Origin of the sequence: Ideonella alba (assembly GCF_018069875.1) — a bacterium.
GTDB lineage: Bacteria > Pseudomonadota > Gammaproteobacteria > Burkholderiales > Burkholderiaceae_C > Ideonella > Ideonella alba.
On sequence record NZ_JAGQDF010000007.1, the window covers coordinates 218878 to 237461 of the forward strand.

The 18584-nt window shown below is 69.6% G+C and carries 18 protein-coding genes; 11 read left to right on the forward strand and 7 right to left on the reverse strand.

All coding sequences use genetic code 11. From position 1 onward, the window contains the following. The first annotated feature begins 107 nt into the window (after positions 1–107). Positions 108–1082 (forward strand): protein-methionine-sulfoxide reductase catalytic subunit MsrP, encoded by a 975-nt coding sequence (msrP, locus tag KAK07_RS14145; protein ID WP_210861454.1) that lies wholly within the window; start codon positions 108–110, stop codon positions 1080–1082. Beyond that, entirely contained in the window at positions 1082–1669 is a 588-nt protein-coding gene (msrQ, locus tag KAK07_RS14150; RefSeq protein WP_210855824.1) for a protein-methionine-sulfoxide reductase heme-binding subunit MsrQ, read from the forward strand. Before msrP ends, msrQ begins: the two co-directional genes overlap by 1 nt. Before the next feature lie 24 nt (positions 1670–1693). On the opposite strand, the gene KAK07_RS14155 is transcribed toward msrQ, so the two are convergent. Both KAK07_RS14155 and KAK07_RS14160 read right to left on the reverse strand, forming a co-directional pair. Further along, the gene (locus KAK07_RS14155; RefSeq protein ID WP_210855827.1) at positions 1694–2452 is read right to left on the reverse strand and encodes an MgtC/SapB family protein; all 759 of its coding nucleotides are present in this window, start codon (positions 2450–2452) and stop codon (positions 1694–1696) included. Positions 2453–2513: 61 nt separating this feature from the next. Next, the gene (locus tag KAK07_RS14160; protein WP_310738651.1) at positions 2514–3233 is read right to left on the reverse strand and encodes a Crp/Fnr family transcriptional regulator; all 720 of its coding nucleotides are present in this window, start codon (positions 3231–3233) and stop codon (positions 2514–2516) included. 183 nt (positions 3234–3416) lie between these two features. Between KAK07_RS14160 and KAK07_RS14165 the strand changes: the two genes are divergently transcribed. From KAK07_RS14165 to KAK07_RS14200, 8 genes are all read left to right on the forward strand, one after another. Next, complete coding sequence (locus tag KAK07_RS14165; protein WP_210855831.1) at positions 3417–5366, forward strand: AMP-dependent synthetase/ligase; 1950 nt, start codon at positions 3417–3419, stop codon at positions 5364–5366. A 1-nt stretch (position 5367) separates the two neighbouring features. Continuing rightward, positions 5368–6153 carry an ABC transporter ATP-binding protein gene (locus tag KAK07_RS14170; protein WP_210855833.1) on the forward strand — a complete coding sequence of 262 codons (786 nt, stop codon included), beginning with the start codon at positions 5368–5370 and terminating at the stop codon, positions 6151–6153. Between the two features lie 20 nt (positions 6154–6173). Further along, on the forward strand, positions 6174–7103 hold the full coding sequence (locus KAK07_RS14175; protein ID WP_210855835.1) for a branched-chain amino acid ABC transporter permease: 930 nt from the start codon (positions 6174–6176) through the stop codon (positions 7101–7103). Positions 7104–7128: 25 nt separating this feature from the next. Continuing rightward, positions 7129–8187, forward strand: coding sequence for a branched-chain amino acid ABC transporter permease (locus tag KAK07_RS14180; RefSeq protein WP_210855837.1), 1059 nt, complete (start codon positions 7129–7131; stop codon positions 8185–8187). A gap of 96 nt (positions 8188–8283) precedes the next feature. Continuing rightward, positions 8284–9612, forward strand: coding sequence for an ABC transporter substrate-binding protein (locus tag KAK07_RS14185; RefSeq protein WP_210855927.1), 1329 nt, complete (start codon positions 8284–8286; stop codon positions 9610–9612). 105 nt (positions 9613–9717) lie between these two features. Next, the gene (locus tag KAK07_RS14190) at positions 9718–10524 is read left to right on the forward strand and encodes an ABC transporter ATP-binding protein (protein ID WP_210855839.1); all 807 of its coding nucleotides are present in this window, start codon (positions 9718–9720) and stop codon (positions 10522–10524) included. A 24-nt stretch (positions 10525–10548) separates the two neighbouring features. Beyond that, positions 10549–10851: a hypothetical protein gene (locus tag KAK07_RS14195; protein WP_210855841.1), complete on the forward strand. Its 303-nt coding sequence runs from the start codon at positions 10549–10551 to the stop codon at positions 10849–10851. Further along, the gene (locus KAK07_RS14200; RefSeq protein WP_210855843.1) at positions 10844–12118 is read left to right on the forward strand and encodes a phenylacetate--CoA ligase family protein; all 1275 of its coding nucleotides are present in this window, start codon (positions 10844–10846) and stop codon (positions 12116–12118) included. The genes KAK07_RS14195 and KAK07_RS14200 overlap by 8 nt, the downstream gene beginning before the upstream one ends. A gap of 3 nt (positions 12119–12121) precedes the next feature. Here KAK07_RS14200 and KAK07_RS14205 read toward each other — a convergent pair whose 3' ends face one another. The 3 genes from KAK07_RS14205 to KAK07_RS14215 are packed head-to-tail and all read right to left on the reverse strand — an operon-like array spanning position 12122 to position 15993. Continuing rightward, positions 12122–13801 (reverse strand): toll/interleukin-1 receptor domain-containing protein, encoded by a 1680-nt coding sequence (locus KAK07_RS14205; protein ID WP_210855845.1) that lies wholly within the window; start codon positions 13799–13801, stop codon positions 12122–12124. A 34-nt stretch (positions 13802–13835) separates the two neighbouring features. After that, positions 13836–15578, reverse strand: coding sequence for a tetratricopeptide repeat protein (locus tag KAK07_RS14210; protein WP_210855847.1), 1743 nt, complete (start codon positions 15576–15578; stop codon positions 13836–13838). Between the two features lie 52 nt (positions 15579–15630). Continuing rightward, complete coding sequence (locus KAK07_RS14215) at positions 15631–15993, reverse strand: cupin domain-containing protein (RefSeq protein ID WP_210855850.1); 363 nt, start codon at positions 15991–15993, stop codon at positions 15631–15633. Between the two features lie 109 nt (positions 15994–16102). Between KAK07_RS14215 and KAK07_RS14220 the strand changes: the two genes are divergently transcribed. Then, positions 16103–17080 carry a tripartite tricarboxylate transporter substrate-binding protein gene (locus tag KAK07_RS14220; protein WP_210855852.1) on the forward strand — a complete coding sequence of 326 codons (978 nt, stop codon included), beginning with the start codon at positions 16103–16105 and terminating at the stop codon, positions 17078–17080. Positions 17081–17152: 72 nt separating this feature from the next. Here KAK07_RS14220 and dtd read toward each other — a convergent pair whose 3' ends face one another. Together dtd and KAK07_RS14230 are read right to left on the reverse strand one after the other, a co-directional pair. Further along, entirely contained in the window at positions 17153–17611 is a 459-nt protein-coding gene (dtd, locus tag KAK07_RS14225) for a D-aminoacyl-tRNA deacylase (protein ID WP_210855854.1), read from the reverse strand. Then, positions 17608–18498, reverse strand: a complete 891-nt coding sequence (locus tag KAK07_RS14230) for a cation diffusion facilitator family transporter (protein WP_210855856.1) — start codon at positions 18496–18498, stop codon at positions 17608–17610. Before KAK07_RS14230 ends, dtd begins: the two co-directional genes overlap by 4 nt. Positions 18499–18584: the final 86 nt, after the last annotated feature.

Here is an 18584-nt window from a genome sequence, read left to right on the forward strand (position 1 = left end):
GTCGTACACCGCTGAGCCCCTGCGCCCGACCGGACCTCCGGCTTGCGCGTAAGGTCTGGCCTGCGTTGCACGACTCAGGTTCATCCTCCACGACCTTCAGGCCGACCATGCCCCTACTGCCCCGCCCCGGCTTCGACCAGCCCCGCCCCTCCGAGATCACCCCGCGCGAGACCTGGCTGCGCCGACGCGACTGGCTGGCCGCCGCCGCGCTGGCCGGTGCCGGCGTGCACGGCGCCCAGGCCCAGACCCGCGGCCCGGGCCGCCTGGCGCCGCTGCCGGGCGCGCGCTCCAACCTGGCCGGCGCCATGCTGATGGAGCAGGCCACCGCCTACGCCGACGTCACCAGCTACAACAACTTCTACGAGTTCGGCACCGACAAGTCCGACCCCGCCCGCACCGCCGGCTCGCTCAAGCCCCGCCCCTGGACGGTGATGGTCGATGGCGAGGTGCGCCAGCCCCGGCGCTTCGACCTGGACGAGCTGCTCAAGCTCGCGCCGATGGAGGAGCGTGTCTACCGCCTGCGCTGCGTCGAGGGCTGGTCGATGGTCATCCCCTGGGTGGGCTGGTCGCTGGCCGAGCTGCTGAAGAAGGTCGAGCCCACCGGCAACGCCAAGTTCGTCGAGTTCACCACGCTGGCCGACCGCGCCCAGATGCCGGGCCTGCGCTCGGGCGTGCTGGACTGGCCCTACCGCGAGGGCCTGCGCCTGGATGAGGCCATGCACCCGCTGACGCTGCTGGCCTTCGGCCTGTATGGCGAGGTGCTGCCCAACCAGAATGGCGCGCCGCTGCGCCTGGTCGTGCCCTGGAAGTACGGCTTCAAGAGCGCCAAGTCCATCGTGCGCATCCGGCTGGTCGAGAAGCAGCCGCTGAGCAGCTGGGAGCAGGCGGCGCCGCAGGAATACGGCTTCTACAGCAACGTCAACCCGCAGGTTGACCACCCGCGCTGGAGCCAGGCCAGCGAGCGCCGCATCGGCGAGGCCCAGGGCCTGTTCGCCAAGAAGCGCCCGACGCTGATGTTCAACGGCTACGAGGCCCAGGTGGGCCAGCTCTACGCCGGCCTGGACCTGCGCAAGCACTACTGATGAACCGCTGGCTGCTTCACCCACTGGCCAAGCCGGTGGTCTGGCTGCTGCTCGGCCTGCCGGCGGCCTCGCTGGTCTGGGCCGCGCTGTACGGCGGCCTGGGCCCCAACCCCGCCGAGGCGCTGATCCGCAGCCTGGGCGACTGGACGCTGCGCGGCCTGTGCCTGACGCTGGCGATCACGCCGCTGCGCCAGCTGACCGGCTGGAGCGGCCTGGCGCGCTTTCGGCGCAATGTGGGCGTGGCCACCTTCGTCTATGCCACGCTGCACTGGTCGGCCTACGCCTGGCTGGACATGGAATGGGCACTCGACGCACTGCTCAAGGACATCGGCAAGCGCCCCTTCATCCTGGTGGGCACCGCCGCCTGGCTGGCCCTGCTGCCGCTGGCCGCCACCTCGTTCAACGCCGCGGTGCGCTGGATGGGTGGCCGGGCCTGGCGCGACCTGCACAAGCTGACCTATGTGATCGGCCCGGTGGCGCTGCTGCATTTCTGGTGGATGCGCGCGGGCAAGAACAACCTGCTGGAGCCGGCGATCTATGCGCTGGTGATCGGTGGGCTGCTGGCGGCGCGGCGCTGGCGCGCCTGAGCGGCGCAGCGCCGGCGGGGCCGTTCAGTTCCTGGCGTGGGCCAGGCTGAACTTCACCACGTCGCTCCAACCCTGCAGCGCCGCCGCCAGGCGGTCCAGCGGCGTGGCCTGGCGGCGGTCCTGCACCACCGCGACGAACTTCCAGGTGGACTGGCCGTCGTCGTGGCAGATCGCCAGCGAGCCGGTGGCCAGCATGAAGCCCTGCTGGCGCAGGAAGCGGTCGATCGTCGCGGCGTCGCTGGACACGCCCGGGCGCAGGCGCAGCTCGATGCCCACCGCCTGGTGCGAGGGCAGCCAAGCCTCAATGCGGCTGCCCCACATCATCGCCGAGGCCGACAGTGCGGCCAGCAGGATGGCGGCGCCATAGAAACCCACGCCGATCAGCACGCCGATCGCCGAGGCCGACCAGATCGATGCGGCGGTGGTCAGGCCGCTGATGTTCAGCCCGTCCTTCATGATCACGCCGGCGCCCAGGAAACCGATGCCGGTGACGATGCCCTGGATCACCCGCGTCGGGTCGTGCGCCAGCGCGGCGGTGAAGCTGGCCTGGCCGCCGTACCACAGCGCCGGGTAGCCGGCGAACACCGTCAGCGCGGTCGAGGCCATGCACACCAGGCCGTAGGTGCGCATGCCCGCGGCGCGGCCGCGGTAGGCGCGCTCATAGCCCACCAGCGAACCCAGCAGCAGCGCACCGGCCAGGTTCAGGAAGATCAGCAGGTTCACCGCCAGCGCATCGCCGCTCCAGTAGGCGGCGAGCTGACGGACAAAGGCGTCCGAACTCATCGCGCGAGCATCCCTCGCGCCTGCGCACGGCCAAGCGCCGATAAGCGCGGCGAAGCCCGCCCTACTCGTCGCGGTGGCGGTAGCTGCGCAGGCCCTGCAGGTCCAGCACCCGCACGCCGCCGTACTCGATGCGGATCAGCTGGCGCTGCTGCAGCGTGCGCAGCGCCTCGTTCACGCGCTGGCGCGACAGGCCGACCAGGTAGCCCAGCTCCTGCTGGGTGATGCGCAGCAACTGGCCCACGCCCGGGTAAAGCACCGGGTGAAACAACGAGGCCAGGTTGCGCGCCACACGGGTGTCGGGGTCACCCTGGCGGTCGGTTTCGCGGGCGGCGATGAACTGGCCCAGGCGCTCGTTGAGCTGGTTCAGCACGAAGCGGTTGAAGGGGATGCTGCGGTCCAGCAGCTCATGGAAGCTGTCCACCGGCAGGCCCGCCACGGCGCTGCGCCGCAGCACCTCGATGTTGTAGCGGTAGGGCTCGCGCTTGAGCAGCGTGCCCTCGCCGAACCAGGCGCCGGGCGGCACGCCGGTGAAGGTGATCGCCGGGCCCTGGCTGGGATCGTTGCTCATCTTCAGCAGGCCATCGACCACGCCGAACCAGTAGGTGGCGGGGCGGCCGATGCGACAGATCAGGTCGCCGGGCTCGGCCTCGGCAATGACGATGGCGGCCCGCGCGCGGCGCTGGTCTTCGGCATCCAGCACCCGCAGCCAGGGCACGTTGGCCAGCTCGGCCTCGGTCAGTGCGCGGGCGCGTTCGCGCAAGGCATGGGAACGTTGACTCACCGCAAGGCTCCTTCTCCGGCAATCGGCGACACCGGTGCTGGCCCCGCACGGACCCGGGAAAGTCCGCTCAGGGCTCACCCGTAGATTGTCGTCCAACGGACAACATGACGTCAAAGGTCGCCCTAGGATCGCGTCCATTCCGGGGCCGGCCTGTCCGGCCACGCCGCCTTCTTGGAGAAACGCGTGCAGACCACCTTCGTCCAGCTCCTGCTTGAACACGCCAGCCGCCGGCCCCAGGCCCCGGCGCTGCGCGAGAAGGAATACGGCATCTGGCAGACCACCACCTGGGCCGACCTGGCCACGCTGGTCAAGCGCCTGGCCGGCGGCCTGGCCGCGGCCGGCCTGCGCCGGGGCCAGCACCTGATCGTGGTGGGCGACAACCGCCCGCGCCTGAACGCCAGCATGCTGGCCGCGCAGGCGCTGGGTGCGGTGCCGGTGCCGCTGTACCAGGACGCGGTGGCGGCCGAGTTCGTCTTCCCGGTCAGCAATGCCGAGGTGGCCTTCGCCGTGGTCGAGGACCAGGAGCAGGTCGACAAGATGATGGAGGTGCGCGAGCAGTGCCCCGCGCTGGCCCATGTCTGGTACGACGACCCGCGCGGCCTGCGCAACTACGACGAGCCGGGCCTGGCCTCGCTGGACGCGCTGGCCGAGGCCGGCGACGCCTGGCTGGCCGCCCACCCCGGCTTCTTCGAGGCCGAGGTCGCCCAGGCCAAGCCCACCGACGTGGCGGCGATGTTCTTCACCTCAGGCACCACCGGCAACCCCAAGGGCGTGGTCCACACCCACCTGTCGCTGCTCGACCGCGCCGCCGCCGGCCAGAAGTTCGACCGCCTGACCGACCGGGAAGAGGTGCTGGCCTACCTGCCGCCGGCCTGGATCGGCCAGAACATCTTCAGCTACGCGCAGTGGCTGGCCTGCGGCTACGTGGTCAACTGCCCGGAGTCGGGCGCCACCGTGTCGATCGACATGAAGGAGATCGGCCCGAGCTACTACTTCGCGCCGCCGCGGATCTTCGAAGGCCTGCTGACCACGGTGATGATCCGCATGGAGGACGCCAGCACGATCAAGCGCGGGATGTTCCACCACTTCATGAACGTGGCACGCCGCGTCGGCCCCGCCCTGATGGACGGCAAGCCGGTGGGCCTGCTCGACAAGCTGCACTACGCTCTGGGCAACCTGATGGTCTACGGCCCGCTGCGCAACACGCTGGGCATGAGCCGGGTGCGCGTGGCCTACACCGCCGGCGAGGCGATCGGCCCCGACCTGTTCACCTTCTACCGCGCGATCGGCATCAACCTCAAGCAGCTCTACGGCTCCACCGAGACCGCGGTGTTCGTCTGCCTGCAGCCCGACCACGAGGTGCGCGCCGACACCGTGGGCGTGCCCTGCGATGGCGTGGAGATCAAGCTCAGCGACAGCGGCGAGGTGCTGGTCAAGTCCGCCGGCCTGCTCAAGGAGTACTACAAGAACCCCGAGGCCACCGCCGAGGTGCTGACCCCCGACGGCTGGTACCACACCAGCGACGCCGGCTTCATCGACGCCAACGGTCACCTGAAGATCATCGACCGCGTCAAGGACGTCGGCCGCATCAAGGGCGGTGCCAACGACGGCGCGATGTTCGCGCCCAAGTACGTCGAGAACAAGCTGAAGTTCTTCCCGCACATCAAGGAGGCGGTGGCCTTCGGCAACCAGCGCGAGAAGGTCTGCGCCTTCGTCAACATCGACTTCGAGGCGGTGGGCAACTGGGCCGAGCGGCGCAACCTGCCCTATGCCGGCTACACCGACCTGGCGGCCAAGCCCGAGGTGCTGGAGCTCATCCGCGAGAACGTCGAGAAGGTCAACGCCGACCTGGCGCGCGACGAACTGCTGGCGGGCAGCCAGATCGCCCGCTTCATCGTGCTGCACAAGGAACTCGACGCCGACGACGGCGAGATGACCCGCACCCGCAAGGTCAAGCGCGGCTTCATCAACGACAAGTACCAGGTGCTGGTCGACGCGATGTACGCCGGCAAGTCCGAGCAGTTCATCGAGACGGTGGTGAAGTTCGAGGACGGTCGCAGCGGCAGCGTGTCGGCCACGCTGAAGATCACGGACGTGAAGACGTTCCCGGCGCAAACCAGGAAGGTGGCTTGAGATGGCCGAAAGAAAGATCGGTGACGTCATCCTCGACGTCCAGAACATCAGCCTGCGCTTCGGCGGCGTGAAGGCGCTGACCGACATCAGCTTCAATGTGCGCGAGCACGAGATCCGCGCCATCATCGGCCCCAACGGCGCCGGCAAGAGCTCGATGCTCAACTGCATCAACGGCGTCTACACGCCGCAGGAGGGCAAGATCACCTTCCGCGGCCAGACCTTCAGCCACATGAACAGCCGCCAGGTGGCCGAGATGGGGGTGGCGCGCACCTTCCAGAACCTGGCGCTGTTCAAGGGCATGAGCGTCATCGACAACATCATGTCGGGGCGCAACCTGAAGATGAAGACCAACCTCTTCCAGCAGGCCATCCGCTGGGGGGCGGCCGAGCGCGAGGAGAGCGAGCACCGCGCCTTCGTCGAGCGCATCATCGACTTCCTCGAAATCCAGGCCTGGCGCAAGACCCCGGTGGGCCGCCTGCCCTACGGCCTGCAAAAGCGGGTCGATCTGGGCCGCGCGCTGGCGATGGAGCCGCAGGTGCTGCTGCTGGACGAGCCAATGGCCGGCATGAACGTCGAGGAGAAGCAGGACATGAGCCGCTTCATCCTGGACGTCAACGACGAGTTCGGCACCACCATCGTGCTGATCGAGCACGACATGGGCGTGGTGATGGACATCTCCGACCGCGTGGTCGTGCTCGACTACGGCAAGAAGATCGGCGACGGCACCCCCAGCGAGGTGCGCAGCAACGAGGACGTGATCCGCGCGTACCTCGGCACTTCCCACTGAGCGCCCGGAGACCACAGACCATGGGATTCTTCCTCGAGACCTTCATCGGCGGCCTGATGGCCGGCATGCTGTATTCGCTGATCGCGCTGGGCTTCGTGCTGATTTTCAAGGCCTCCGGCGTCTTCAACTTCGCGCAGGGCGCGATGGTGCTGTTCGCCGCGCTGGCGATGGCGCGCTTCTCGGAATGGGCGCCGGGCTGGACCGGCTCCGACTCCAAGCTGCTGGCCAACATCATCGGCTTCGTGCTGGCCATGGCCTGCATGGTGGCGCTGGCCTGGGTGATCGAGCGCTTCGTGCTGGGCAAGCTGGTCAACCAGGAGGGCATCACGCTGCTGATGGCCACGCTGGGCATCACCTACTTCCTCGACGGCTTCGGCCAGACGGTGTTCGGCTCGGACATCTACAAGATCGACGTGGGCATGCCCAAGGACCCGATGTTCCTGTTCGAGAGCACCTTCCAGGGCGGCGTGCTGGTCAGCCAGGAGGACCTGTTCGCCGCGGTGATCGCCGCCGCACTGGTGGCCGTGCTGGCAGCGTTCTTCCAGTACACCTCCACCGGCCGCGCGCTGCGCGCGGTGGCCGACGACCACCAGGCGGCGCAGTCGATCGGCATTCCGCTCAACCGCATCTGGGTCATCGTCTGGTCGGTGGCCGGCTTCTCGGCCCTGGTGGCCGGGATGATCTGGGGCTCCAAGCTGGGGGTGCAGTTCTCGCTGTCGCAGGTCGCGCTGAAGGCGCTGCCGGTGGTGATCCTGGGCGGCCTGACCAGCGTGCCGGGCGCCATCATCGGCGGCCTGCTGATCGGCGTGGGCGAAAAGCTCTCCGAGGTCTACATCGGCCCGATGCTGGGCGGCGGCATCGAGATCTGGTTTGCGTACGTGATGGCGCTGGGCTTCCTGCTGGTGCGGCCGCAAGGCCTGTTCGGCGAGAAGATCATTGACCGCGTCTAACGCCTGAGCGCACAAGGAGAACAACATGCTCTACCGTGAGAATGGCCAGTTCAAGACCAGCTACCGGGCCGACCAGCAGATCTTTCCGATCGCGCAGGACAAGGCGGTCATCGGCGCGCTGGTGGCCTTCGCCTTCCTCGCCGTGCCCTTCCTGGCCAGCGAGTACCTGTTCCGCGCGATCCTGATCCCCTTCCTGATCCTGTCGCTGGCGGCCATCGGCCTGAACATCCTGGTGGGCTACTGCGGCCAGATCTCGTTGGGCACCGGCGGCTTCATGGCGGTGGGCGCCTATGCGGCCTACAACTTCATGATCCGCATCGACGGCATGCCGATGCTGCTGGCGATCATCATGGGCGGCCTGTGCGCCACGGTGGTGGGTGTGCTGTTCGGCATCCCGTCACTGCGCATCCGCGGCCTGTACCTGGCGGTGGCCACGCTGGCCGCGCAGTTCTTCACCGACTGGGCCTTCCTGCGCATCAAGTGGTTCACCAACGACTCGGCCTCGGGCTCGGTCAGCGTGGCGGAACTCAACCTGCTGGGCTGGGTGATCGACTCGCCCACCGAGAAGTACCTGTTCTGCCTGGGCTTCGTGGTGGTCTGCGCGTGGCTGGCCAAGAACCTGGTGCGCAGCCACATCGGCCGCGAATGGATGGCGATGCGCGACATGGATGTGGCCGCGGCGGTGATCGGCATCCGTCCGGTCTACGCCAAGCTCACCGCCTTCGCGGTCAGCTCCTTCTTCGTCGGCATGGCCGGTGCGCTGTGGGGCTTCGTCTACCTGGGTTCCTGGGAGCCGGCGGCCTTCAACATCAACCGCTCCTTCGACCTGCTGTTCATGGTGATCATCGGCGGCCTGGGCTCGATCATGGGCAGCTTCTTCGGCGCCGCCTTCATCGTCGTGCTGCCGATCGTGCTGGACAACCTGACGGTGATGGTGGGTCTGTCCACCGCCACCGCCTCGCACCTGACCTACATGATCTTCGGCGCGCTGATCGTGTTCTTCCTGATCGTCGAGCCGCACGGCCTGGCGCGCCTGTGGTCCACCGCCAAGGAAAAGCTGCGGCTGTGGCCCTTCCCGCATTGACCCCCGAATCCGCATGGCCCGGGCGATGAACCCGGACCGGCTGACCTTGCACTGACGAGTGCGTTTCCTCACCTTCCTCTGGAGGCAGACAACATGTTGAAGTTCAAGACCCTGGCCCAGGCCGCGCTGATCGCGTCGGCCGGATTCGCCGCCATCGCCACCTCGCCGGCGTTCGCCCAGGCCAAGGAGCAGTTCTTCCCGGTGCTGGTCTACCGCACCGGTGCCTATGCGCCCAATGGCGTGCCCTGGGCCAACGGCTACGTCGACTACCTGAAGTACACCAATGCCAAGGGTGGCATCAACGGCGTCAAGATCACCTACGAGGAATGCGAAACCGGCTACGCCACCGACAAGGGCGTGGAGTGCTACGAGCGCCTCAAGGGCAAGGGCGCCACGGTGTTCCAGCCGCTGTCCACCGGCATCACCTTCGCGCTGACCGAGAAGGCCCCGGCCGACAAGATCCCGCTGATCACCGCCGGCTATGGCCGCAGCGAATCGGCCGACGGCAACGTGTTCAAGTGGAACTTCCCGCTGCTGGGCACCTACTGGGTGGCGGCTGACGCCATCCTGCAGCACATCGGCAAGGCCAACGGCGGCCTGGACAAGCTCAAGGGCAAGAAGATCGCCCTGGTCTACCACGACAGCCCCTACGGCAAGGAGCCGATCCCGCTGCTGCAGGAGCGCGCCAAGATGCTGGGCTACGAGCTGCAGCTGCTGCCGGTGACCGCGCCGGGCGTGGAGCAGAAGGCCACCTGGCTGCAGGTGCGCCAGAGCCGTCCCGACTACGTGCTGCTGTGGGGCTGGGGCGTGATGAACTCGGCCGCGCTGAAGGAAGCCGTGGCCACCGGCTACCCGCGCGAGAAGATGTACGGCGTGTGGTGGGCCGGTGCCGAACCCGATGTCAAGGACGTCGGTGAGGGCGCCAAGGGCTACAACGCCGTGACCATGCAGCACGGCGCCGAGCCGCAGTCCAAGATCGTGCAGGACATCCTGAAGGAAGTGCACGGCAAGGGCCAGGGCACGGGCCCGAAGGAAGAAGTCGGCCAGGTGCTGTACATGCGCGGCATGGTCCACGCGATGCTGGCGGTCGAGGGCGTGCGTCGCGCCCAGGAGCGCTTCGGCAAGGGCAAGGTCATGAGCGGCGACCAGACCCGTTGGGGTCTGGAGAACCTGGCGCTGGACCAGAAGAAGCTCGACGCGCTGGGCTTCGCTGGCGTGCTGCGCCCGATCTCCACCTCCTGCGCCGACCACATGGGCGCCAACTGGGCGCGCATGCACACCTGGGACGGCAAGGCCTGGAAGTTCAGCTCCGACTGGCTGCAGGCCGACGAGCAGGTGCTCAAGCCCATGGTCAAGCAGGCCGCCGACAAGTACGCCGCCGAGAAGAAGATCTCGCGCCGCGACGCCGCGGACTGCCAGTCCTGACCCACCCCCGAGGCGGCTGGCGCCGCCTCCCTCCCCCCGACTTCGGCCGGGGGCCTGATTCAAGCGCCGCGCGCGGCGCTTGAATGAGTCAACAAGGACACCGCGATGAGCAACATCCTTCTGAACGTCAACGGCATCGAGGTCATCTACAACCATGTGATCCTGGTGCTCAAGGGCGTGAGCCTGCAGGTGCCCGAGGGGCAGGTGGTGGCCCTGCTGGGCGGCAATGGCGCCGGCAAGACCACCACGCTGCGGGCGGTCAGCAACCTGCTGGCGGGCGAGCGAGGCGAGGTCACCAAGGGCAGCATCGAGCTGCGCGGCGAGCGCATCGAGAAGCTCTCGCCCGCCCAGATGGTCGACCGCGGCGTGATCCAGGTGATGGAGGGCCGGCACTGCTTCGCCCACCTGACCATCGAAGAGAACCTGATGACCGGCGCCTACACCCGCCAGGACGGCAAGGCCGCCGTGGCGCAGACGCTGGAGAAGGTCTACGCCTATTTCCCGCGCCTGAAGACGCGCCGCACCAGCCAGGCCGCCTACACCTCGGGCGGCGAGCAGCAGATGTGCGCGATCGGCCGCGCGCTGATGGCCAACCCGAAGATGGTGCTGCTGGACGAGCCCAGCATGGGCCTGGCGCCGCAGATCGTCGAAGAGGTGTTCGAGATCGTCAAGGACCTGAACACCAAGGAGAAGGTCACCTTCCTGCTGGCCGAGCAGAACACCAACATCGCGCTGCGTTACGCCGACTACGGCTACATCCTGGAGAACGGCCGCGTGGTGATGGATGGCGAGGCCAAGGCCCTGCGCGAGAACGAGGACGTCAAGGAGTTCTACCTGGGCATGGGCGGCGGCGACCGCAAGAGCTTCAAGGACGTCAAGAGCTACAAGCGCCGCAAGCGCTGGTTGGCCTGACAGCGGGCCACGCAGGAGCGGACCGTGAGTGACGAGGACTGGGGCTTTGCGCTGCCGGCCTTCAAGCCGGAGGACGCGCTGCAGCGGCTGCGCCGCGACCTGCGCGCGCTGGGGCTGACCGAGCGCGAGGGCCGCTTCGAGCGACGCGGCAGCGCGATCGCCCGGGCGGCGGTGGACGGCGCGGTGCTGACGGTGGCGATTGTCAAGCGGCCATCGCGCACCAGCCCCGAATGGATGACCAAGGCGCTGAAGGAGAGCGCCCAGGTGCGCGACTTCGTCGCGCTGGTGAAGAAGAACCTTGCCGGCTGGAGCGACAGCGATGAGTGATTTCTACGATGCCCTGGAGGCACGCGACCCGGCCGAGCGCGAGGCCGCGCTGATGGCCGCGCTGCCGCGCGTGGTGACCCGCGCCCGCGAGGGCAGCCAGACCATGGGTGAGCTGCTGGCCGGCGTGGACGCCACGGCGGTGAACAGCCGCGCCGCCCTGGCCGCGCTGCCCGTGACACGCAAGCACGAGCTGCTTGAGAAGCAGCAGGCCCGTCGCGCCGACGCGGCGCAGTGGGACCCGTTCGGCGGCTTCTCGGCGATCGGCTGGCGCGGCCTGCGCGCCGCCCAGGGCGCACGCCGGGTGTTCCAGTCGCCCGGCCCCATCTATGAACCCGAGGGCACGGCTGCCGACTACTGGCGCATGGCCCGCGCGATCTGGGCCGCCGGGTTTCGGGCCGGCGATCTGGCGCACTGCAGCTTCAGCTACCACCTGACGCCCGCGGGCTCGATGATGGAGACCGGCGCCCACGCGATCGGCTGCACCACCTTCGCCGGCGGCGTGGGCAACACCGAGCTGCAGCTGCAGGCGGTGGCCGAGTTGAAACCCCATGGCTACATCGGCACGCCCAGCTTCCTGAAGATCCTGGTCGAGAAGGCGGCCGAGAGCGGCGTGGACATCTCGTCGATCACCAAGGCCATGGTCTCGGGCGAGGCCTTCCCGCCCTCGCTGCGCGACTGGCTGGCCGAGCGCGGCATCACCGGTTACCAGTGCTACGCCACCGCCGACCTGGGCCTGATCGCCTATGAAACCCCGGCCCGCGAAGGCCTGGTGATCGACGAGGGCGTGATCGTCGAGATCGTGCGCCCCGGCACCGGCGACCCGGTGCCCGAGGGCGAGGTGGGCGAGCTGGTGGTGACCACGCTGAACCCCGACTACCCGCTGGTGCGCTTCGGCACTGGCGATCTGTCGGCCATGCTGCCGGGCCCCTGCCCCAGCGGCCGCACCAACGGCCGCATCAAGGGCTGGATGGGCCGGGCCGACCAGACCGCCAAGGTACGTGGCATGTTCGTCCACCCCAGCCAGGTGGCGCAGGTGCTGCGCCGCCACCCCGAGGTGCTGCGCGCCCGCCTGGTGGTCGAGGGCGAAATGGCCAGCGACCGCATGACGCTGAAGGTCGAGGTGGCCGGCACGCCCGAGGGCCTGGCCGCCGCGATCGCCGACACGGTGCGCGACATCACCAAGCTGCGCAGCGAGGTGCAGCTGCTGGCGCCCGGCAGCCTGCCCAACGACGGCAAGGTCATCGAGGACGCGCGCAGCTACCGCTGAGCCTCAGGGCTGGGCGCGCGCGGCGTCCAGCACCTCCAGCACGCGCACCAGCATGGCCCGGCTGTCCACCCAGCTGGCGTACTGCACGTGGTTGAACTCCACCGGGAAGTTCACCCCCGGGTGGCTCAGGTAGGGCAGCACCTTGAAGCCGCTGCTGGCACCACCGATCTCGCGCACCATCGCCTTGCTCAGCTCGAAGCGGCAGAAGCCCTTGGCGAAGTAGTCGTCGCTGCAGATCGCCACCATGCAGCGGCTGCGCTGGATGCCCGAGGCCAGCTCGAAGTACCAGGCGGTGCCCACCCGGATCGAGCGCTCGTCGAAGAACACGCGCAGGCCCTGCGCCTGCAGCGGCGCCACCACCTGCTCGCGCACCCAGTCGATGTTGGCGCGCGGGGTGTGTGAGTAGCTGACGAACACGTCGTAGTCGTGGCCGTCGCCGGGCGCGAGCCGGCTGACGTCGGTGTAGAGCGCCTGGTCGCGCAGCCGGCTGGCCATCTGGCGCCAGCTCAGCCAGGTGGCCAGCGCAATGCCGATCAGCACGTAGATGACCTGGAAGTACAGCAGGTGCAGCAACTGGTCGAGCAGCAGGATCGTCAGTGCCAGCGCGCCCACCGCGGTCAGTGCGGCACCGACGGCCGCGACGTGGAGCCAGCGGTGCAGCGGATGCAGGCGCGCCGAGAGCAGCTCGAAGCTGGCAGCGGCCAGCGCACTGAAGGCCAGCGCGAAGGCCACGGCCCACCAGGCGTTGTCCAGCGGCCGCAGGTGGCCCTCGCCCACGGCGTTGGCGGGCAGACCGTCGCCGATCGCCCAGCCGAGCAGCTCGGCCCGCGGCAGCGTGCCGATGCGGTCGCGTTTCAGGTGGCCCAGCACCAGCACCCGGCCGGACCATTCGGCGGGGCTGCGACCGGCCTGCTCGGGCTGCAGCGTGCGGCCATCAAAGCGCCAGCGGTGCGCGGCCACGCTCTGGCGGTCGCCGCTCAGTGCCGTGGTCTGCGACGGGTCGTCGCAGGTGCCGGCGGCCGGCGGCTCCAGGCCCAGCAGTGCGCGCCGCGCCAGCACTGCCAGGGCCGGGAAGTCGCAGCTCGCGCCCAGGCAGCCGCAGTGGCTGTACCAGTAGTAGCGGCCTTGCAGCGTCAGCGCGCCATGGCCGAACTGCGCGACGCCGCCGAAGACCTCGGCATCGCCGCTGCGTTCGCGCCAGTCGTCGGCCCCGAGAACCCAGCCGCGCTGGGCCTCGTCGGGAGGCACCATCAATGCCACGCCACGAGCGGCCAGGGCCTGGAATGCCGACTCGCCCGGGCGGCCGTCGCAGGGTCCGGTCAGCGCCGATTGCGCCTCACCCGGCCAGGGCGGCAGCGCGAAGCTCAGCAGCACCGCCGCCGGCCGGTCGGGCAGCGCCGCGACCTGGCACAGCAGCGTGCGCAGCGCCGTGCGCTCCCGCACCGCGAACAGCGGATCGAGCGTGCCGTTCAGGTCGATCAGCTCGACCTGGGCGGGCCAGGCCCGTGGCGGCGGCGCCAGGCGCTCGGCCACCCACCAGTCGAAGCGCTTGAGCGGCTGGATGAAGAAGGCCAGCACCACCATCAGCGCGCAGAACAGCAGCACCTGCAGGCCGCGGCGCAGCCAGCTTCGCAGGCCGCGCCAGGCCGCAGCGCCGGAGCCGACAGGCGGTGCCAGGCTCATCGACGGTTCCCGCGCGCCGGCCAAGCCAGGTCATTCAGGCCGGACAGGCCTGCTCCAGTGCCTGCAAGGCCTGCGCGCGGCGGCGGCCGGCCTCGCGCACGGCCGCCAGTTCGTCGGCCGGCGCGCCGGTGGCGCCCAGTGCCCAGGCCAGGCCGTCCAGCACCTGCTGGTGGCGCGGCGCGGCTTCGGAGGGGTCCAGCGCCAGCCAGTCCTCGCGCGCGGCGCGGAAGTCCGCCAGCGCACTGGCCGCATCGCCGCGCGCCTGCGCCAGCGTAGCCCGCTGCAGCAGGGCCTGGCCGCGCAGCAGGCGGTCGGGCTGCTGCGGGTCGAGCTGCGCCAGGGCCTGTGCGATCGACGCCAGGGAGGCGTCGGACTGGCCCCGCACCTGGGCCTGCCAGGCCCGCGCCAGCGCCAGCTCCGCCTTGACCGGATGGCGCATCGGGAACAGCGCCTGGGCATCGCGTTCGGCCTGTGACAGCGTGGTGCTCGCCAGGTCCGCCTGCTGGGTATCGAACTGCGCCTGGGCCAGCGTCAGCAAGACCTGCAGGCGGTCTTCGTTGCCGTGCGGGTAGATGTCGCTGACCTGCCGCTGCAGGTCCAGTGCCTGCTCGCCCAGGCCCAGCGCGGCGGCGCCCTGGCCGGCGGCCTGCAGCACATGCGCACGGGTCAGCAGCAATGGCACGCGCACATGGTTCATGAAACGCCAGCGGCGCCCGCCGGCGTCGAGCTCGCCCAGCAGGCGTGCGGCCCAGCGGTCGGCGCAGGTCAGCACGCCCTGCTGCTCCAGCGCGCGCACCACGTTGACCGTCTGCTCCAGCACCGGCGCCTCGCCTTCGCGCGGCGGCAGGCGGCGGTGCAGTGCAATGCTGCCCTGGTAGGCCTGCAGCGCCTCGCCCAGGCGCCGGGCATCCAGCAGCGCATCGCCGCGCCGGCCCAGCAGCACCGCCTGCCAATAGGTGTCGGCGGGCAGCTTCAGCAGGCCGGCCGCGCGCTCGTAGGACGCCAGCGCCTCGGCGGGCCGGCCGATCAGCTGGTAGACGTCGCCCAGCGCGAGCAGGCTGTCGAACAACGGGCCGGGTTCGCCCTGCGCCTCGGCCCGGCGCACCTGGGCCTGGAAGGCGCTCTCAGCCTCGTCGAAGCTGCCGTAGCGCAGCAGGTGCGCCTCGGGCACCAGGCTCCAGCGCGCGGTGGGCTCGCCGGCCTTGACCACCTGGCGCGGCGCATCCACCACGCCCGTCCGCGCGGCGCCGGCCACCTGCACCTGCTGGCGGCGGTCGACCTGCACGGCGCCGGTCTGCACCGTCAGGCTGACCGAATCGCCGGCGTCGGAGACCTCGATCTCGAACTGCGTGCCCATCGGGCTGAAGCGCACCGGACCGGCGCTGGCGGTGGGTGCCAACGCACCTTCGAACTGGCGCACCGCGGACTTGAGGCTGAAGCCGCCACGCACGACCTGGTAGTCGGCGGCGCCATTGCGCCGGCGCAGCAGCAACTCGCCCGGCTTGCCCTGGCGCTTGACCAGTTCCTCGGTGCCGACCTCGTCGGCCACGCTGATCTCGACCTCGGCCGGGGCCACCAGCCGCGTGCCCTCGCGCAGCACCTGGCCACGGCGCAGGCGGCTGGCGGCCGGCTCGGCCTGCCCAGCCAGTGCCAGCCCGACCTCGACCTCCGCCGGTGCCGTGCGGCCCAGACGCAGCCGGGTCACGCTCCAGTCCTGAGCCAGCGCCAGACCCGCCGTGCCGGCCAGCGCAACGCACGCGAACGCATGGCGCATCATCTGCAATCCTCCCACCCGCAGGCTGCGACCGGCCGCCGGCAAAGTCAAGCGATCAGGACAAGCGGTCGACGATCACGAAGTGCTTGCGGACCTTCTCCAGCACCTCGAAACTGCCCTCGAAACCCGGTGGAATGACGATGGCCTCGCCCGGGCCGGCCTCGGTGAAGCCGCCCTGCGCATCATGCACCCGCACCCGGCCGCTGAGGACCACGAAGTACTCATGCTCGTTCGGGCCGAAGACGATGCGCCAGCGCCCGGGCTCGCAGTCCCAGATGCCGGCGGCCAGACCCTGGCCGGGCGGCTCATACAGCGTCCAGGTGTGGCGTTCGGGGTTGCCCTGTTCCCGGCGCTCCTCGCGCGGGTGGTCAAGCTCCGGGGCGGTGGCGGGCAGGTCGAATCGGATGATGCGGCTCATGCGCCGATTGTGATGCCAGCGGCAGGGATTACGTAGTTCCCCACATGGCGGGTCCCTGCCGCACCCCTACCATCCGGCCACCCCTTGTCATGTACCCAGGAGACATCGCATGCAACTGCGCCTGAAGACCCTTGCCGCCATCGCGCTGACCGCGCTGGCCCTGCCGGCCCTGGCCGAGTACCCCGAGAAGCCGGTCACCATCGTCGTACCCTTCGCGGCCGGCGGCCCGACCGACAAGGTGGCGCGCGACCTGGCCGAAGCGCTGCGCAAGCCGCTGGGCGGCACCATCGTGATCGAGAACGTCGGCGGTGCCGGCGGCACGCTGGGCGCCACCAAGGTGGCCAAGGCCGCCCCGGACGGCTACACCCTGCTGCTGCACCACGTGGGCATGGCCACCTCGCCCTCGCTGTACCGCCAGCTGCAGTACAAGACCCTGGACGACTTCGAGTACCTGGGCATGATCAACGAGGTGCCGATGACCCTGATCGGCCGCCCCACGCTGCCGGCCGCCAACTACGCCGAGCTGGCCAAGTGGATCGAGGCCAACAAGGGCAAGATCAACCTGGCCAACGCCGGCCTGGGCTCGGCCTCGCACCTGTGCGGCCTGATGTTCCAGCAGGCCATCAAGGTGGACATGACGACCGTGCCCTACAAGGGCACCGCCCCGGCGATGACCGACCTGCTGGGCGGCCAGGTCGACCTGATGTGCGACCAGACCACCAACACCACCGGCCAGATCGAGAGCGGCAAGGTCAAGGCCTTCGCGGTCAGCACGCTCAAGCACCTGACCGCACCGGCGCTGGCCAAGCTGCCGACGCTGGACGAGTCGGGCCTGAAGGGCTTCAACGTCACGATCTGGCACGGCATGTACGCCCCCAAGGGCACGCCCAAGCCGGTGCTGGACAAGCTCAATGCGGCGCTGAAGGCCGCACTGAAGGACCCCGAGTTCCTCAAGCGTGAAGAGGCGCTGGGCGCGGTGGTCGTGACCGATGCGCGCGTCAACCCCGCCGAGCACAAGAAGTTCGTCGAGTCCGAGATCAACAAGCTCGGCACCGCGATCAAGGCGGCCGGTCAGTATGCGGACTGATGGGCGCCTGACCGCCGGCTGATCGCCGGCCACGGACACCCCACACGGGCGCCTTCGGGCGCCCGTTGCGTTTCAGGGCAGGCGCATCGGGATCGTCACCGGGCCGTCGTTGACCAGGTGCACCTGCATGTCGGCACCGAACTCGCCACAGGCCACCGGGCCGGCATGGCGTTCGCGGGCCAGGGCCAGCAGCGCGTCGTAGAGCGCGCGCCCCTGCGCGGCGGGCGCGGCGGCGCTGAAGCTGGGGCGGTTGCCGCCCGCCGTGTCGGCGGCCAGCGTGAACTGCGAGACGATCAGCAGGCCACCCGGCGTGCCCGCGCCATCCAGGTCCTGCAGGCTGCGGTTCATCTTGCCGGCCTCGTCGCTGAAGATGCGCAGCTTGAGCCACTTGTCCAGCATCTTCGCGGCGGTGGCCGGCGTGTCGGCCGGCTCGGCGCAGACCAGGGCCAGCAGGCCCGGCCCGATCGCGCCCACCACCTGGGCGGCCACCTCCACGCGCGCTTCGCGCACGCGCTGCAGCACGGCGATCACAGCAGGTCCTTGGGGTCGTCGAAGTGGGCTTCGACGTCCATCGGCAGCAGCTGGATCGTGGCCCGCAGGCCCGGCACCGCGCTCATCAGCGCCTGCTCCACCGATGCGCGCAGCGCCGCCGCGCGCTGCAGCGTCCAGCTGGCCGGCATGTGCATGTGCATGTCGGCAAAGCGGCGCGCGCCGGCGCGGCGCGTGGTCAGGTGGTCGAAGCGGATGGTGGCGTGGTCGAAGTCCTTCAGCACCGCGTGAATGGCGGCCTGGTGCTCGGGCTCCAGCGCGCGGTCCATCAGGCCATCGGCCGAGCGGTGCACCAGCGAGACGCCCTCGCGGATGATGTTCAGCGCCACCAGCATCGCGGCCAGCGGGTCCAGCCACAGCCAGCCGGTCAGTTGCACCGCGATCAGGCCGATCACCACGCCCACGGAGGTCCAGACGTCGGTGATCAGGTGCCGCGCATCGCCTTCCAGCGCGATCGAGTGGTGTTCGCGGGCGGCGCGCAGCATGCTCCAGGCCAGCGCACCATTGATGGCCGAGCTGGCCACCGACAGCGCCAGGCCCCAGTCCAGCCGCTCCAGCGGCTGCGGGTGCAGCCAGCGGTCCAGCGCGGCCAGCATGATGCCGGCCGCGGCGCCCAGGATCAGCACGCCCTCGAAGCCACTGGAGAAGTACTCGGCCTTGTGGTGGCCATAGGGGTGGTCTTCATCGGCCGGCTGCGCGGCGATCGTCACCATGGCCAGCGCAAAGGTGGCGCCGGCCAGGTTGACCAGCGACTCCAGCGCATCCGACAACAGGCTGACCGAGCCGGTCAGCCACCAGGCGCCGGCCTTCAGCGCAATGGTGGCCAGCGCCGCCACGACCGACAGGCGCAGGTAAGAACTCACTTGCATGCCGCGATTGTCGCCCGCAACAGGTCGTCACAAGGGGCTTGGCGAAATTCGTAACATTGAGCGGTCCACTGACTCTGATACACACC

Bases quoted from the DNA above. Each gene is read 5' to 3' on its own strand.
- msrP (WP_210861454.1), top strand. From the start codon at position 108: ATGCCCCTACTGCCCCGCCCCGGCTTCGACCAGCCCCGCCCCTCCGAG.
- msrQ (WP_210855824.1), top strand. From the start codon at position 1,082: ATGAACCGCTGGCTGCTTCACCCACTGGCCAAGCCGGTGGTCTGGCTG.
- KAK07_RS14155 (WP_210855827.1), bottom strand. From the start codon at position 2,452: ATGAGTTCGGACGCCTTTGTCCGTCAGCTCGCCGCCTACTGGAGCGGC.
- KAK07_RS14170 (WP_210855833.1), top strand. From the start codon at position 5,368: ATGGCCGAAAGAAAGATCGGTGACGTCATCCTCGACGTCCAGAACATC.
- KAK07_RS14175 (WP_210855835.1), top strand. From the start codon at position 6,174: ATGGGATTCTTCCTCGAGACCTTCATCGGCGGCCTGATGGCCGGCATG.
- KAK07_RS14180 (WP_210855837.1), top strand. From the start codon at position 7,129: ATGCTCTACCGTGAGAATGGCCAGTTCAAGACCAGCTACCGGGCCGAC.
- KAK07_RS14190 (WP_210855839.1), top strand. From the start codon at position 9,718: ATGAGCAACATCCTTCTGAACGTCAACGGCATCGAGGTCATCTACAAC.
- KAK07_RS14200 (WP_210855843.1), top strand. From the start codon at position 10,844: ATGAGTGATTTCTACGATGCCCTGGAGGCACGCGACCCGGCCGAGCGC.
- KAK07_RS14205 (WP_210855845.1), bottom strand. From the start codon at position 13,801: ATGAGCCTGGCACCGCCTGTCGGCTCCGGCGCTGCGGCCTGGCGCGGC.
- KAK07_RS14210 (WP_210855847.1), bottom strand. From the start codon at position 15,578: ATGATGCGCCATGCGTTCGCGTGCGTTGCGCTGGCCGGCACGGCGGGT.
- KAK07_RS14215 (WP_210855850.1), bottom strand. From the start codon at position 15,993: ATGAGCCGCATCATCCGATTCGACCTGCCCGCCACCGCCCCGGAGCTT.
- KAK07_RS14220 (WP_210855852.1), top strand. From the start codon at position 16,103: ATGCAACTGCGCCTGAAGACCCTTGCCGCCATCGCGCTGACCGCGCTG.
- KAK07_RS14230 (WP_210855856.1), bottom strand. From the start codon at position 18,498: ATGCAAGTGAGTTCTTACCTGCGCCTGTCGGTCGTGGCGGCGCTGGCC.